This is a genomic window from Cryobacterium sp. CAN_C2 (assembly GCF_015751745.1).
Classification (GTDB): Bacteria; Actinomycetota; Actinomycetes; order Actinomycetales; family Microbacteriaceae; genus Cryobacterium.
In genome coordinates this window covers 21,330-36,861 of sequence record NZ_JADOUX010000026.1, presented here as the reverse complement: position 1 = coordinate 36,861, position 15,532 = coordinate 21,330, and the positions used below count along the sequence as shown (strand labels likewise).

Annotated in this window: 14 protein-coding genes; 4 read left to right on the top strand and 10 right to left on the bottom strand. The window is 68.3% G+C overall.

The window, feature by feature from the left end; translation table 11 throughout:
* Window positions 1-225 (bottom strand): hypothetical protein (locus IWX77_RS17260; RefSeq protein WP_327012243.1); only part of this gene is annotated, 225 nt, incomplete at its 3' end.
* Between the two features lie 142 nt (window positions 226-367).
* On the opposite strand from IWX77_RS17260, the gene IWX77_RS15610 reads away from it, so the two are divergent.
* Window positions 368-1,633 (top strand): molybdopterin-dependent oxidoreductase, encoded by a 1,266-nt coding sequence (locus IWX77_RS15610; RefSeq protein WP_196845471.1) that lies wholly within the window; start codon window positions 368-370, stop codon window positions 1,631-1,633.
* The gene (locus IWX77_RS15605; RefSeq protein WP_196845470.1) at window positions 1,630-2,271 is read left to right on the top strand and encodes a hypothetical protein; all 642 of its coding nucleotides are present in this window, start codon (window positions 1,630-1,632) and stop codon (window positions 2,269-2,271) included. Before IWX77_RS15610 ends, IWX77_RS15605 begins: the two co-directional genes overlap by 4 nt.
* Before the next feature lie 34 nt (window positions 2,272-2,305).
* Here the strand turns inward: IWX77_RS15605 and IWX77_RS15600 are convergent, their stop codons facing one another.
* From IWX77_RS15600 to IWX77_RS15590, 3 genes are read right to left on the bottom strand one after another with little or no spacing between them, the layout of a single operon-like run.
* Window positions 2,306-3,091 (bottom strand): class I SAM-dependent methyltransferase, encoded by a 786-nt coding sequence (locus IWX77_RS15600; protein WP_196845469.1) that lies wholly within the window; start codon window positions 3,089-3,091, stop codon window positions 2,306-2,308.
* A complete protein-coding gene (locus IWX77_RS15595) occupies window positions 3,088-3,858 on the bottom strand; it encodes a TIGR04282 family arsenosugar biosynthesis glycosyltransferase (RefSeq protein ID WP_196845468.1) in 771 nt (256 codons plus the stop codon). The genes IWX77_RS15600 and IWX77_RS15595 overlap by 4 nt, the downstream gene beginning before the upstream one ends.
* Window positions 3,855-4,544 (bottom strand): glycosyltransferase family 2 protein, encoded by a 690-nt coding sequence (locus tag IWX77_RS15590; RefSeq protein ID WP_442784487.1) that lies wholly within the window; start codon window positions 4,542-4,544, stop codon window positions 3,855-3,857. The genes IWX77_RS15595 and IWX77_RS15590 overlap by 4 nt, the downstream gene beginning before the upstream one ends.
* Before the next feature lie 328 nt (window positions 4,545-4,872).
* Between IWX77_RS15590 and IWX77_RS15585 the strand changes: the two genes are divergently transcribed.
* Together IWX77_RS15585 and IWX77_RS15580 are read left to right on the top strand one after the other, a co-directional pair.
* Window positions 4,873-5,664 carry a response regulator transcription factor gene (locus tag IWX77_RS15585; RefSeq protein ID WP_196845467.1) on the top strand — a complete coding sequence of 264 codons (792 nt, stop codon included), beginning with the start codon at window positions 4,873-4,875 and terminating at the stop codon, window positions 5,662-5,664.
* A gap of 91 nt (window positions 5,665-5,755) precedes the next feature.
* On the top strand, window positions 5,756-6,907 hold the full coding sequence (locus IWX77_RS15580; protein WP_196845466.1) for a sensor histidine kinase: 1,152 nt from the start codon (window positions 5,756-5,758) through the stop codon (window positions 6,905-6,907).
* Between the two features lie 53 nt (window positions 6,908-6,960).
* Here the strand turns inward: IWX77_RS15580 and IWX77_RS15575 are convergent, their stop codons facing one another.
* The 6 genes from IWX77_RS15575 to galE form a co-directional block, all read right to left on the bottom strand.
* Window positions 6,961-8,106: an NAD-dependent epimerase/dehydratase family protein gene (locus tag IWX77_RS15575; RefSeq protein WP_196845465.1), complete on the bottom strand. Its 1,146-nt coding sequence runs from the start codon at window positions 8,104-8,106 to the stop codon at window positions 6,961-6,963.
* A 97-nt stretch (window positions 8,107-8,203) separates the two neighbouring features.
* On the bottom strand, window positions 8,204-9,106 hold the full coding sequence (locus tag IWX77_RS15570; RefSeq protein WP_196845464.1) for an MTAP family purine nucleoside phosphorylase: 903 nt from the start codon (window positions 9,104-9,106) through the stop codon (window positions 8,204-8,206).
* Window positions 9,107-9,295: 189 nt separating this feature from the next.
* Window positions 9,296-10,753: a DUF5719 family protein gene (locus IWX77_RS15565; RefSeq protein WP_196845463.1), complete on the bottom strand. Its 1,458-nt coding sequence runs from the start codon at window positions 10,751-10,753 to the stop codon at window positions 9,296-9,298.
* Entirely contained in the window at window positions 10,743-13,793 is a 3,051-nt protein-coding gene (locus tag IWX77_RS15560) for a glycosyltransferase (protein WP_196845462.1), read from the bottom strand. Before IWX77_RS15560 ends, IWX77_RS15565 begins: the two co-directional genes overlap by 11 nt.
* 205 nt (window positions 13,794-13,998) lie before the next feature.
* Window positions 13,999-14,310 carry a WhiB family transcriptional regulator gene (locus tag IWX77_RS15555; RefSeq protein ID WP_442784488.1) on the bottom strand — a complete coding sequence of 104 codons (312 nt, stop codon included), beginning with the start codon at window positions 14,308-14,310 and terminating at the stop codon, window positions 13,999-14,001.
* A 221-nt stretch (window positions 14,311-14,531) separates the two neighbouring features.
* Window positions 14,532-15,497, bottom strand: coding sequence for a UDP-glucose 4-epimerase GalE (galE, locus tag IWX77_RS15550; protein ID WP_196845475.1), 966 nt, complete (start codon window positions 15,495-15,497; stop codon window positions 14,532-14,534).
* Window positions 15,498-15,532: the final 35 nt, after the last annotated feature.

Sequence of the window (15,532 nt, the reverse complement as noted above, 5' to 3'; positions counted from 1 at the left end):
TTCTGTTCTGTTCTGTTCTGTTCTGTTCTGTTCTGTTCTGTTCTGTTCTGTTCTGTTCTGTTCTGTTCTGTTCTGTTCTGTTCTGTTCTGTTCTGTTCTGATCTGTTCTGTTCGAGCGGGATTGTCTCCGCCGCGACCAGTAGCTTCATCGTGCTTCTTTTTCATTCTCGGCACGAGTCTGAGTGAGGAAATACAAGAAAACGTTTTGTTATCAACAATGGTCACGACAAACCGTGGACAGAGCTTGCCGAGATTTCAACCAACCGGATGCGATGGTCACTGACCGGCTCGACCAACGGGTGGGACGTGTGCGGACCGTAAGGAATCAGCGGGGTCAAGGCAGGCGCTCAGATGATGCACTAGAAGCATGCGGCGATTGATGTATGAGGCCCAGCGAGCGCTGGCGTCACCGGTGCGCAATCCGCGCATGGCGACCGTGATCGGTCGGCTGCTCGGCGCGGCCTTTCTGATTTGCTTCGGCACCGGCCTGTATAGCCATTTTCTGCAGGAACCACTCGATGGGATGCGCTTCGCGACCCGGCCAGAGTTTCTCTACCAGGTCACCCAGGGCACGCACATTATCGCCGGCATCGCCTGTTTTCCGCTTCTGCTGGCCAAGCTCTACATTGTTTTTCCCGAGCTGTTCTCGTTTCCGCCGGTGCGCGGCCTTGTTCACCTGGTGGAGCGCGCCTCGATCGCCCTGTTCGTCGGTGCCTCGATGGTGCAGATCACGATCGGGCTGCTCAACACCTACCAGTGGTATCCGTGGCCGTTTCCATTTCGGCAGGTGCACTTTGCGCTTGGTTGGATACTGATCGGGTTGCTGATCATTCACATCGGGGTCAAACTACCGGTGATCGCCCGGTACTGGAACACGGCGCCCACTGAGGCAGACAACGATCATCTTGTCGACGCGGTGTCGGCTGACCGGGCCGAGAATGCCGAGGCCGTGCGCCTGTGGGGCGAGACCCGCCCCGGGGGCATGACCGGTCGTGTGCTCAACTTCATCGACAACACGCCGCGCACGGCGAGCCGCCTCAGTCGGCGTGGATTTCTCACCACGGTCGGCGTCGCCACAACGGCCGTTGTGGGCCTCACCGCCGGGCAGACCTTCACTCCGCTGAACACGGTGAACCTGTTCGGGCCGCGTAAGAAGGGAGTCGGGCCGCAGGGCGTTCCGGTGAACCGGACGAGCGAGCAGGCGAAGGTAGCGGAGTCCGCGATGGCTGCGGGCTGGACCCTCACCGTTGCCGTCTCCGGAACCGAACGCGCCTTCACCCGGGCCGAGCTGCTCGCCCTGCCGCAGACCGCGGTGACCCTGCCGATCGCGTGCGTTGAGGGCTGGAGTCAGATGGCCCACTGGCGCGGCGTGCGGTTGCGCGACCTCGCCGACCTGATGAACGCCGATCCGAGTACCTCGTTTCGCCTGATCAGCCTGGAAGAACGTGGCAGCTTCAGCAAGACGCAGATGGGCCGGGAGTATGTGCGCGACCCGCTCACCCTCGTCGCGCTCGAACTGAACGGCGAGACGCTCGACCTCGAGCACGGGTATCCGGCGCGCATGATCGCTCCCGGGCGCCCCGGCGTGCTGCAGACCAAATGGCTGAGACGAATCGAGGCGATCGAATCATGAGAGCGGATGCGAACGGGACCGGTGACGAAGCTGCCGGAGTGCGCGTTGGGGTGACCGGTGTACCGGGAGTACGAGGCGATCGGGGTGCAGCAGGACACGCCGCCCCGGGTTCCCGATCGACCGAGGGCGTCGGGACAGGACTGAATTCCCCGCCGGCGGGGATCGCGGCGTCGACCAGCAGACGGATGCGCAGCATCCGCTTGGTGCTGGTGGGTGGCGGTGTGCTGCTGCTGGCGTGGGGCGTGTTCGAAATGTTCGATTCGGTGCGGCTGAGTCGGCTTCCCGGGGTGGCGCTGTGGATCGCGGCGGCGATCGTGCTGCACGATGCGATTCTGTCGCCGATCGTGTTCGCGCTCGGCATCGCACTGCGGCGGGCCGGACGCCGGGTGAGCGGAACGGTCATTGCGATCGTGCAGGGCGGCATCCTCGTCGGGTCGATCGTGTCGCTCATCGCGGTGCCGACGATCGTTGCGAAGAACTTCGCACCGCCGAACCCGACAGTGTTGCCGCTCAATTACGGGCTCAATCTGGGGATATTCTGGCTCGTGCTCGCCGCGCTGACCGTGGGGCTGTCGGTCTGGGCGTTTGTGCGAGCGCGACACCCGGTCACGGTATTCCCCGACGACTCCGGGCACTGACGCTGGGCGTAGGGGCGATCGCGGTCGGGAGTGACTAGGCCCGAGCGAAGCGGGCGAAGGAGCGGCCGCCTCGGGTCCATTCGGCGACCTGCACGAGTCCGACGTTCGCGGCCCGGCGGCGCAGGGCGCTGACCCCGATTTCGGCCCACGGAAAGGCGTCGCTCGTGTGTCCGGCGGCGTCGTGCAGGGTGCCCTCGTAGGCGAGGTCGTGCTCGGGATCGCGATGCACCTCGACGACGAGCACGCCGTCGGCGGCGAGCAGCGACACGCAGCGGTCGAGCAGGGCGTCGGGGTCGCCGCCGATGCCGATGTTGCCATCGACGAGCAGCAGGGTCGCCCAGGTCCCCTCGAGCGGAATGTAGTCGAACACGGAGCGCTGCAGCACAGCGAGTCCGGCAATGAGTGCGATCCGCACAGCGGTCGGCGAGACGTCCACGCCGAAGGCGTCGAGTCCTTCGTCGAGCGCGGCCTGGATCATTCGGCCCGGTCCGCAGCCGATGTCGAGCACCGGTCCGGCGACCCCGGCGACCAGGGCACGGTCAATCGCGTCGGCTCCGGCACTCCAGCGACCGGCGTGCATGGTGCTGACGCGCGCCGCGGCACCCGGGTCGGCATCGGTTCGGTGGCCGTGCAGGTACAGCACGTTGTCCTCGCCCTGCAACGCCTGAGCGTACGGTTCCGAACCGCCGGCACCGAACGTGGTCGGGAGGCCACGGTGGTCGGCCGTTGCGCCGTCGGCGGGTGCACGATCGGCGGGTGCACGATCAGTCGGTGTGCGGTCGGCTGGCTGATCCCACACGCGGGGTGACGCGATGGTCATGAGCCTGCCCCTTTCGGGGGAAGATCATCGGCAGTATTCAGATCGGCAGCATACAGATCGGCAGTATCGAGCTGAGCGGCTGTCCGCACCCGGTTGAAAGCGCGCGCGAAGCGCGTGTGCGGGGCGGCCAGGGCGACGGTGTGGGCATCCGCTATGGTGTCGATGTCGGTGAGCGAGGGCAGCAGGCGCACGCTGAGGCCGGCCTCGTCGAGGCGCTGCAGCTGATGGGCACCGGTGTCTGCGCGACTCATCGGGATGCCGCGGAGCAGCGCTCCGGTCGGGTTTTTCAGTGCGAGCGCCCAGAAGCCACCGTCGTCGGCGGGGCCGAACCACGCATCCGTGGGTGGCGACGAATCGGGGGGTGGCGGCGAATCGGGGGGTGTACCCGAATAGGGGTGTGTGTTCGAACGGAGGTGTGTATTCCAGTCGAGGAATACGGGCGCAAGCAGCTCGGCGCTGACCTGCGGGGTGTCCATGCCGAGCAGCAGGGTCGGCTCATCGAGGTGGTCGAAAATGGCGGCGAGGCGCTCGTCGAGGCCGCCGCCGGTCTGCGGCAGAACCTCCCAACCAAAGGCCTCCGCCGGCGCCGTCACACCGTCGAAGGCCAGAATGCGACGCGTTGCGGGAAGTGACCCGGCGACAGCGAGGGTGTCGGCGAGGCTGGCTGCGGCGAGGAAAGCGGCCTGCTCGAGCGAGAGCGGCGGGTGCAGGCGGGTCTTGACCTTGCCGGGCAGGCACTCCTTGGCGATGACGACGATCGCGGTCATGAGCGGGCTTCGCTGCGGCCGAGGCGGTCCGTGCGCAGCAGCGCGGACATGTCCCGGATGGCGGTGAGGGTGCCGCGCACGGTTCCGGTCACCTTGCTGCGGCCGACGCGCGGCGCGTAGCCGGTATCGACTTCGCGGATGCGCCAGTTGGCCGCGGCCGCGTCGAGAAACATTTCGAGCGGGTACCCGCTGCGGCGGTCATGCAGGTCGAGGGCGAGGAGATGGTCGCGGCGAGCCGCCCGCATGGGGCCGAGGTCATGGATGTTCACACCTGTTATTCGGCGCAGTCGCCAGGAAAGATAGGTATTTGCCAAACGGGCATGCGGAGGCCAGGCGTTGCGGGTGGTCGGGCGGCGGCGTCCGAGCACGAGATCGGCCTCGTCGGCGCTGATCGGGCCGACGACGAGCGGCAGGTCGCGGGGGTCCATCGAGGCGTCGGCGTCGCAGAAAGCCACGATCGGGGCGGTTGCGGCCAGGAGCCCGGCGTGGGCGGCGGCGCCGAAGCCGCGGCGGCTTTCGTACACGACGTGCGCGCCGAGGATGCGGGCGAGGTCGGCGGATCCGTCGGTCGACCCGTTGTCGACGACGATCGCGCGGTAGCCGGCGGGCATGCGTTCGAGAATCCATGGCAGCGCCTGCGCCTCATTCAGGCAGGGCAACACCACGTCCACCCGAATGTTCATCATTGTTCGACCCTAGGGGGGGTGTCTGGGCCTTCGGGGTGAAAGAAGTTACGAACCACAGACGGATGCTGGGGAGCCGGTGCGAGTGGCGGGTACTGCGGCAAGCGGATGCCCGTGACCGGGCGAACGAGGCGGGCGAGGCGGGCGAGGCGGGCGAGGCGACCTACTGCCGCGCGGCGGGAGCTGCGCGTTGCACGCTGGACCTCGGCGGGGCGAGGAACGCGGCGGGGCGACGCACGCGGCGGGGCGACGCACGGCATCGGCTGGGCCTTCGGACAGATCGCTGCGAGCGCCCCGTGCGGTGCAGCGGTCGCGCGCCTAGTCTGAGGGGGTGTCCCCCTCCCAATATTTTGCGCCGCCCCGAGCGGATGCCCTCGCCGGCCGTCGTGTGCTCGTCATCGAGGACGACCCGATGGTGTCCGAAGTGGTCGCGCGATACCTGCGGGCCGCCGGATTCGTCGTGGACGAGGCCGTCGACGGGCTCGCCGGCTTGCGCCAGGCGGAGGCCGTGCAGCCCGACCTGGTGGTGCTCGACCGCATGCTTCCGCTGCTCGATGGCATCGAGGTGTGCCGCCGTATCCGCGTGACTTGGGGAGCGCTGCCGGTGATCATGCTGACCGCGCTCGGCGAGGAGGAGCACCGCATCGAGGGCCTCGAAATCGGCGCCGACGATTATCTGGTGAAGCCGTTCTCGCCGCGGGAGCTCGTCCTGCGGGTGCAGTCGGTGCTGCGGCGCAGCGGGACCGAGTCGATTCCGGAGGGAAATCTTGACGTCGGCGAATTCTCCCTCAACCTGACCGCGCACGAGATTCGGCTGCGCGGCAAACCGCTCGTGCTCACCGCACGGGAGTTCGACCTGCTCGCCTATCTGATCTGGCGGCCGTCGAAGGTGCTCACCCGCGAGGAACTGCTGCGTTCGGTCTGGGGCTGGGAATTCGGCGATCTGTCCACGGTGACCGTGCACGTGCGGCGGTTGCGGGAGAAGATCGAGGCCGATCCGGCGCATCCGGTGCTCGTGACCACGGTCTGGGGTGTCGGGTACCGGTTCGATCCGGTGCCGCTCGGGGCCGGCGAGGGTGCTGCTGCTGGCGCTGCGGACGAAGCGTCGGGGGGCGCGGAATGAGTGGGGTCGCGGAGGCTCGGGTCGTGGGGGCACACACCGGTGCGGTCTGGGTCGGCGCGCGGGGCGGCATCCGTTTGAGGAGGGACGCACGATGACCACGGACGTGTTGGCGACCGTCGCCGGTATCGCGTTCGGCTGCGCGATTCTCGTGGGCGCGCTCGCACTGCTCGCGTTGCGTCTGCTGTCGCGGGGGTCGCTCGCCATGCAGGTCGTCGTCGTCGCGTTCGCGACCGTCGCGTCGGTCGTCAGCGGAACATCCGCGGTGGCCTCACTCATGTACCTGTCGGCGCACGACCTGACCGTGTTCTACTCGGTTGCCGTTGTCGCCGGAATCGTATCGCTCGTCATGGCCTCGGTTTTGGGACGCTCACTGGTGCGCGACAACCAGTATTTTCGGGCGGCAGCGGCGAGCATCGGTCGGGGCGAATCCGTTATATCCCCGGATCGGCATACGAGCACGGAGTTCGCCTCGCTCGCCGGAGAGTTGGCCGCGACGGCCGAACGGCTGTCCGAGTCCCGCGATCGCGAGGAGCGCATCGAGACGTCGCGCCGTGAAATCGTGGCGTGGATCTCCCACGACCTGCGCACGCCCCTCGCCGGCATTCGGGCCATGGCCGAGGCCCTCGAAGACGGCATGGCGCCCGACCCCGAGCGCTACTACGTGCAGATTCGCGGACAGGTCGACCGGCTCAGCGGCATGGTCGATGACCTGTTTGAGCTGTCCAAGATCCACTCCGGGGCGCTGCAACTCACCTTCGAACGGGTTGCCCTGTACGACCTGATCAGCGACACGATCGCCGATCTCGCGCCGGTCGCGCTCGCTAAATCGCTCCATCTGCGGTTCGAGGGTGAGCGGGGTCTCACCCTGCAAGCGGATGCCCGCGAGCTCGCCCGCGCGGTCGGCAACCTGGTCATGAACGCCATCCAGCATTCCGCGGCCGAGAGCGCCATCGTCGTCTCGGTCACTCGGCACGTCGACGGGCGTGCGGTGATCTCGGTCGTCGATGCGGCCGGAGGCATCCCCGAGCGGGATCTCGGCCGGGTGTTCGAGGCCGGCTGGCGGGCGAGCGAGCCGCGTACGGCGTCCGCTTGGAGTACCGGCGCCGGTCGCAGCGGCGGCGCCGGGTTGGGGCTCGCGATCGTCGCGGGAATCGCGCGGGCTCACGCTGGGCAGGTGACCGTGACCAATGTGGAGAACGGATGCCGGTTTGAGCTGCTGTTACCGCAGCATCCGCTCGGCTGATGGGGCCGCGGGTGGCGGGATGACAGGGTGCGACGGGTCAGGGGTGCGACGGGTCAGGGGTGCACAGCGGCCCGGAGGGGGGCAGTGGCGAACTCGAGCATGCCGTCTTCGAAGGAGACCTGGGCCGACCAGCCTAGTTCCAGGCGCAAGCGCTCCGACGACGCCGTGATGTGCCGCACGTCACCGAGACGATACTGTCCGGTCACGACCGGAGCCGGGCCTCCTGCAGCAGCGGCGAGGGCGGTCGCCATGTCGCCGATGGTGTGCACGATTCCGCTGCCGACGTTGAACGGACGAAATACGCCGGAATCGGCCGGCGACGAAGCGGCACCCGGCGCGGTGAAGTCCAGCGCGGCTATGTTGGCCGCGGCCACATCACGTACATGCACGAAGTCGCGGCGCTGCCGGCCGTCCTCGTAGACCCGCGGGGCCTCACCGCGCTCGATCGCCGAGCGAAACAGCGAGGCGACTCCCGCATACGGTGTGTTCTGCGGCATGCCGGGGCCGTAGACGTTGTGGTATCGCAGGGCGGCGACGCGCCCGCCGGTCGACCGGGCCCAGGCCGTGGCGAGATACTCTTGGCCGAGCTTGCTGCTCGCGTAGACGTTGCGCGGGTCGAGCGGATCCGTTTCGCTCACCAGAACGGGCTCGAGCTCCTGCCCGGTCGCCGGGTCGAGCGGGTCGAACCGTCCGGCGTCGAGGTCACTCGCCAGGCGCGGTCCGGGCCGGGTGAATCCGTTCGGGCCGCGATAGCTGCCCTCACCGTAGACGACCATGGATGAAGCCAGAACCAGACGACGGATGCCCTGCTCGGCCATCGCTGCCAGCAGCACGGCGGTGCCGACCTCGTTGCTGTGCACGTAATCGGGGGCGTCGGCGAAATCGACTCCGAGTCCGACCTTGGCAGCTTGGTGGCACACCACGTCGATGTCGACGAGGGCTCGGGCGACGACGGCAGGGTCGGTCACGTCAGCGTGCACGAACTCGACTCGGGGGTCCAGCCCCGCAGGCATAGTGTTTGGGGCCCGGAACGTGGGCCGACGTGCTAACCCGGTTTCGGGCAACGGTACAGGGCCGTGCACGTCGGCGCGCAGCGAGTCCAGTACCCGCACCCTGTAGCCGCGGGCGAGAGCGGCGTCGACGATCGCGGATCCGATGAAGCCGGCTCCCCCGGTGATGAGCAGGAATTCGCCGGTCATGCGCTGTCCCGGCCGGCGCGGCCGGCGTGGGCAGCCGGTTGCCCGTCGGCAGGCGCGGACGCGGACGCCCCGGGGTATCGCGGGAACCGACCGGTCATCACGCCGGTTCCTCCATCGGGTCAGAGTGCACGGCACGCGCGAGCACGGCGTCAACCTGGGCCGGATCAATGAGCTCCCGCGGGGTGAAGTCAATCGGCAAGGCCCGCAGGATACCGTCGATCGCGGCCAGAATACGCGGCTGGGCCTCGCGGAGGCGACGGAACACGACCGAGGCGGTGACGGCATCCGTTTCGCTGGTCGTGGCGACACTGGAAGGCACGGGCGCCAACCCGGCGTCGGCGTCGGTCACGAACGAGAGGTTGACCGTGGCCATGTTGAGCTCGCCGGCCAACACGATCTCGGGGTACGCGGTCATGTTCACGATGTGGGCGCCGATCGAACGGAACCAGACCGACTCCGCCCGGGTCGAGAACCGCGGGCCCTGGATGACGACGACGGTTCCGGTCGGCGCGAAATTCTCGTTGAGGGTGTTGAGGGCGCTGATCGCGTAGCCGCGCAGCAGCGGGTCGAACGGGTCGGCGGCGGAGAGGTGCTGCACCGACTCCCGGTCGTAGAACGTGTCGGACCGGCCAGTCGTGCGGTCGATGAACTGGTCGGTGACCACGAGCAGACCCGGCGGATACTCCGGCGTGACTCCACCGACGGCCGACGAGGAGATGATCGCGCGCACGCCGATCGAGGCGAGTGCCCAGATGTTGGCGCGGTAGTTGATCAGGTGCGGCGCGACGCTGTGTGCGCTCCCGTGACGGGGCAGAAACGCGACGCGGCGACCGGCGCGCAGACCGATCGTGACCGGAGTGGTTCCGTACGGCGTCTGCACCCGGTGCGTCACCGCACCGGACGGGTCGATGAGTTCGTAGAGTCCGGAGCCGCCGATCACGGCAATCTCCGCGCGCGCGGTCGGGTCGCCCAGAGGGTCGGCAGTCGGTTCAGGTGTCATAATCGGCTCCCAGCGGGTTACAAGTCGAGTGTTCAGTGTGCCATCGAAACCTGCGTACCCGCGCAAGCCCGCCGCCCAGCCGCACGAAAGCGGATGCCCGGCGCGCGCGGTCCGGGCCTGGCCCGCTCCCCGGGCCCAGGTCAGAACGTGGGCCCGCGTTCTGGGCCCGGGCCCGGAACGCAGAAAGACCTAGTGCGTGTAGACGCGGATTGACGAGGCCAGGGGCCCGGGCGGGTTCAGGGCAAACGACGAGAGCACGCCGTCGCCGGAGTAATCCACGAGCGCCCAGAGCTGTTCGCCGCCGCTCACGACGTAGCGGGCTCCGCTCGACAGCGGCACCACGGCACTGGCCCCGGCGTCGATCTGCAGATCGACCGGGGTGCCACTGTCGGGGGTGAGAATGAGGGAGGCATCCGCTGCCCCGCCGTTGACGAGGTGCAGCGTGGGCGACGGACCAGGCGCCACCGCCACCGCGAAGTCGCCCGCAAGCGGTGCCGACGCTGAGAACCAGCCGAAGTCCTTGCCGCCGGCGCTGTCGGTGGCGGTGCGGGCGGAGGCGATGATCGGCTCGTCGGAGCGCAGCTGCACCGAGAAGCTGCCCGAGGCCAGCGGCGACAGCGGAATCTCAGTGGCGATCCCGGGCTCGACGTCGACCTGGGTCGACGTTCCCGCGGCGGTTCCGTCGGCGCTCGTCACACCGATCTGAACGGTCGCCGCCGCATCGCCCGGCACGAACACGCGAATCGACGGGGTGGCAGCGTCGAAACCCTCGCCCGTCGTCACGGTCTCGTCGGTGACGGCCGCCATGACGCGCACCCCGGCGATGATCTGGTTGGTGGCGGGGGTCGCGGTGGTACCGATGATCTCGACTCCGCCCGGTTCAATCCCTCGGATGCTGCTCTGCTCCAGTGACGCAGCCACCTGCCCGCCGCGCGACTCAATGTGCAGAACGGGCGACTTCACGTTCGGGGCGAGGCCGGCGAGCGAGATGACCCGCTGCTCGCCCGGCTGTACCAGAATGCCGGAGGCGCCGGGCGCGTCGATCGGTCCGCTCTCGCCGGAGACGGTCACGTTGACGGTCGCGAGCACGGTGGTCGGGTTGCTCAGCAGCAGCAGGCTGGTGCGTCCGATGTCGGTTGACCCGCCGACGATCCAGCTGTCGCTGACCGCTTCGGCGCAGGCGGCGACGGCGAGCCCCCCGATGGTGTCGGTGGTGGCAACCTGCGACTGGCTGCCGGCCACGAGCGGCGGCACGGTGGCACCCTCCTGCACGGGAACGGTCAGCAGCAGCGGCGGCTGCCGGCTGTTCGAGTCGTCGACCGCGGTGATCTCGGTCACCTGCGGCCGAATCTGCGCCAGTGAGGTGGCCTCAACCGAGCCATACACGGCGGAGGCCGCCCCCACACTCGACGCCGCCTGCGCCTGTGTCGAATCCTCGGCGAGGGTCAACAGCGGCCCCGGGCACACCCGCTGCTGCTCGCTCGGCGACGGCGAGATCTCCTTGGATTGCGGTTCGCGTTCAATGGTCGGCAGCGTCACCAGGGTGGCCGCGCCGAGGGTCGCAACGACGACGGCGATGCCGACGAGGCCGAGCACACCGCGACCGGCCCGGCCGCCAATGCGGGCGAGTTGGCTTCTATCGGGCATGGGTGTCCTCCACGGGCTCGGCGGCATCATCAGAGAACCCATCGTCCGATTCCAGTGCGGTGCCGACACCGGTTTCCCGGTCGATGCCGAGGTCGGCTTCGAGGTCGGCTTCGAGGTCGGCTTCGAGGTCGGTGCCGACCGGCGGTTCCAGACCCTCATCACCATCTGACGAGGCGACAGCGCCCTTCGTCCGGCGCACACGCTTCGACTTCTGCTTGGCATCGGCCCGAGCCGCCCGGCGAATGGCATCGCGGTTGGCCTGGCGAACGGCTTCACGGCCAGCCCCGATCGGCAGTGACAGCAGTACCGTGCTGCCCACGACGGCGAGGGCGATCAGCAGAGTCACCAGGCCGAAGACGCCGCCCGCCTGAGCCGGCACGGGGGTCGAGGCGGCAGCATCCGTTTCGCCGAACTGCCACAGGCGGCCGAACTCTGTGTCGCCGACCGGGGCCAGCGCGGCATTGCCGTCGAGGGCGGTTTCGGTGCGCAACGCGGTGTCGGCGGCCTCAACACTACTGCCCGCCGGCTGCAAGACAATAAAGCGGATGCCGAACTCGGCCAGGTCCGCGCTGGTGTCGAGTCCGCTGCGCGAGGCCAGATTGCCCGCGAGCTCCGCGAGCGCTTTCTCGCGGGCGCTGAGCGTCTGGTCGGTGCTGTCCAGGGTGGATTGCTGGTTCAGGGTGGCGCCGGCTCCGCGCTCGATCGAGGCGAGCAGACCGCCGTCGGCTTGCGGAACGAGCTGCAGCGTTCCGACCCGGGGGTCGATCTGGGCTTCCGCGGCGACGAAGGCCGGTTGGGTCTGCCCGGTTCCCTCCCGCACGGCGGCGGTGCCGAGGTGCAGCGCGGCGACGAGCGGCAGCACAACCACGGCCAGGGCGAGGGCGGCGACCACGCCGGGCGCCGACGCGAACCGGTGCAGGGAGCGCAGGCCGATCACGAGGGCACCGACCAGGCCGAGCCAGTACAGGCTGAGCCCGGACCCCGACCAGACACGCACCGGTGCGGCGCCGAACGCGGCGAGCACGAGCGAGTTGGCGGCGAGGGCGGTGCCGAATCCGAGCAGGGCCACGACCCAGGCACCGCTCGCGAGGCGCGCGCCGGGTAGCAGCAACGCCAGCAGGGCGATCACGGCCAGGGGCGCGAGCAGGATAGGCACGAACAGCTGCGGGTCGAGGCCGACAACCCCGAACCGGTCGAGCACGCCGGCCCACCCGTCGGTGCCGGGCAGTCCAAGCAGTAGTTGCAGGGTGGGGGCGTGGCCGCTCGGCAGGGGGAGGCCCGGGTCGGCGACGAGGTTCAGCCAGCTGCCGCGCAGGCCCTGGTCAGCAAGGAGCGGAAGCGCCAGCGCGAGCGCCGGCAACAAAATACCGATGAAGCGCATCACCCGACGGCCCGCGAGGGCTACGCTGAGCAGCCAGACCATGAACAGGGCCGGGGCGAGCGAGGGCGCGCAGGCGACGACCGCCGCGAACAGCAAGGCGGCCGAGGCACTCGCCGACCACGTGCGCGCGGCCGCAAACCAAGCGAAAAACAGCCACGGCAGCAGCAGGTGCACGAGAATCGCGGCCGGGCGACCGTCGGCGAGGGCGATCAGGAATGTCGGGGCCAGCACCCAGAGGGCGGCGGCCAGCGCGCGCAGGCTGCCGCGGTCGGTCAGACGGGTCGCGGCCATCCATGCGCCGACGGCGGCGAGTGGAAAGGCGAGGGCGTAGACCAGCACGAGCGCGAACGACGGCGACCAGAACGCGATCGAGCCGAGCACAGCGACCACCGCGGCGAACGGGTCGGCGGCGCCGACGAAGCCGAGTCCGAGGTCACGCCAGCCGTAGCCGACGCTTGCCCAGAGCTCGGGCAGGCTCGGTGAGAGCGGCAGCAGCCCGCCGCCGGTGAGGGTGTCGGCTCCGAGCAACGGCACCATCATGATGATGCCCACGACGGCCGCGGCGAACATGGTCCAGGCGCCACCGCCGGAGAAGAATCGAATTTCGGGACGTTCGCCGTGCAGGCCGAACAGGCTGGCCTCCCGCTTGAGCGAATAACGTCGGCGTACTTCGGCCGAGGGAACCCGCAGTGTCGAGATGGCATCCCAGCCGAGCGTGCGGGTCTTCGCGAACGAGCGACGGGCGTTGCCGACGCGCATTCCGTTGAACGCTGCGCCGAACGCGGCCGAGAATTCGCCCACGATCGCGCCGGGTTCCTTGCGCAACAGTTGGCCGAGCGAGCGCATGAAAGCCAGCGGCAGCAGCGACAACCAGTGCACAACAAGGGCTCCGGCCGGCGCATAGACCAGACGGCGGTGCAGTTGCGCCGAACGTTCGGCCCGCACCCGGCGGCGGCGTAGGCGCCCCCGCGACGATTGGTTCGGCCCGGCGACGCCGTCACCGGCCGACGCGACGCGGGCGCCCGGAACGACCGACACCCGATACCCGGCCAGCCGCACGCGCACGCAGAAGTCGAGCGAATCGTCGACGGTCGGCAGCGCCGGGTCGAACCCGCCCAACTGCTCCCACACTGTGTGGCGCACCAGCATGCCGCCGGCACTGACGGCAAGCACGTCGCTCAGGCCATCGTGCTGTCCCTGGTCCAGTTCACTTTCGACCAGCGTGACGGTGGCGCCGAGAGGTGTCATCGACTCGCCAAAGTTGTGAATGTATTCGCCGGCGATCCATTCCATGACCTTCGGTCCGGCGACGGCTACCGACGGGGCGATCTCGAGCGCGTCAACGAGCACCTCGAGGGCGGTCGGCTCGGGCGCGCTGTCCTGAGCAAGCAACCAGAGCAACTCGCGGTCGTGGGTGGGCAGCGGCGTCACCTGCACGGCGGCGTTGATGGCCTGCCCGAAGTTCAGGTCCGCGTCGGCGGCAATGAACTGCGCCGGCCCGAATTCGGCGAGCATCTTCGCTGTCGCATCGCTCGAGCCGCAGTCCACGGTGATGACAATGTCGGGTTTACGGGTCTGCAGCGACAGCGCCTTGAGAGTTCGTTCAAGGTGTTTCGCGCCGTTTCGGGCGACAAGGATGGCGGTGACTCTCGGTTGCATAACAGCACCAGCCTAGGTCGGTATCCCCCGGGGGCCCTCAGGCGAGAGGGCGCGCCACAAATATCGGGCCCGCATTGGCCAGGCGGATGCCGCAGCATCCGCTCGCAGAAAGCGTCGCGCCAAGCGAAACGGCCGACAAGCGGTTCGGACACAAAACACGCTGTAGCAGGACGCAGCACGCAGCACGCCGAGCCTGCGTGGAGAACTACGCGCGCTTGCGCAGTTTGCGGCGTTCTCGCTCGGAGAGCCCGCCCCAGATGCCGAACCGCTCGTCATTGCTGAGCGCGTATTCGAGGCACTGGTTGCGTACCTCGCAGCCGGAGCAGATCTTCTTCGCGTCGCGGGTCGAGCCGCCCTTTTCGGGAAAGAATGCTTCGGGGTCGGTCTGCGCGCAGAGCGAGTCGGCCTGCCAGGCCAGAAGGTTCTCGTCGCCGAGGTCGTGTCGTACTCCCGGAACACCGAGGGTGACGGGGTCAACGAACCAGTCCTCTGGTACTCCGGAACGATAGTCGAGCATGGCCATATCGTCTCCCAGCGTTCGTTTGCGCACAATTAGTGCCTGCCCTAATTACACCGGTGTAATTCGCTAACGTCAAGTCGCGAATCGTAAACCCTCAATACGGGCTGGAGGGTTGCGACGCGCCCAAGAGTCAAAAAACCCCGCTCGGGGGGTGCGATTTGATGCGTGCAATGTTGCGAAGGTAGCACGATCTCATCGATGGCGGCGTGTCGCTGCGCTCAGTTCGCGGCGGTGCGCGACGAGTCCCAGGCGCTCTGCACCATCTGCTCGAGACTGTGGCGCATGCTCCAGCGCAGATCGCGGGCGGCGAGTGCGCCCGAGGCGACGATGCGATCGGGGTCTCCGGCGCGGCGCGGGCCGATCTCGGGAACGAAGTCGATGCCCGTGACCCGGCGCACGGTCGCCATGATCTCGCCAACCGAGACGCCGTCGCCGCTGCCGAGGTTGTAGACCGGTTCGATCGCTTCCCCGGCGTCGAGGCGGCGGGCCGCAGCCACGTGCGAGATCGCGAGGTCGGCCACGTGAATGTAATCGCGAATGCAGGTTCCGTCGGGGGTGGCGTAGTCGTCGCCATTGATGCGCGGCGTGCGACCGTCGAGCAGCGCGGCGAAGACCAGCGGAAAGAGGTTGTGCGGGCTGGTGTCACTCAGACTGAGGTCGCCGGAGCCGACAACATTGAAGTAGCGCAGCGACGTGTGGCGCAGGCCGGTCGCGACCGCCTGGTCACGCAACAGCCACTCGCCGATCAGCTTGGACTCGCCGTAGGGCGACTCCGGGCTCTTCTCGGTGGCTTCGGTGACCAGATCGGTGTGTGGGGTGCCGTAGACGGCGGCGCTCGACGAGAACACGATGCGGTCGATCTCGGTCGCGTCCATGGCGGCGAGCAGCGTGGCCGTGGCCGTGACGTTTTGCTCGTAGGTGTGCAGCGGTCGCTGCACCGAAACGCCGGCGTACTTGAATCCGGCCACGTGCACGACGCCATCGATGTGATGCTCTTTCATGGTGTGCACGAGCAGGCTGCCGTCAAGAATGTTGCCTCGAATGAGCGGAACGGGGGCCGGCACGAAGCTTTCGTGCCCGGTCGATAGGTCATCGATCACGACGATGTCGATGTTCTCGGCCAGAAATGCCCGAACGATGTGCGAGCCGATGTAGCCCGCTCCTCCTGTGACCAGCCACTTCATGTTGCCCCACTCGGTCGTGCGGCAACCATTCATGC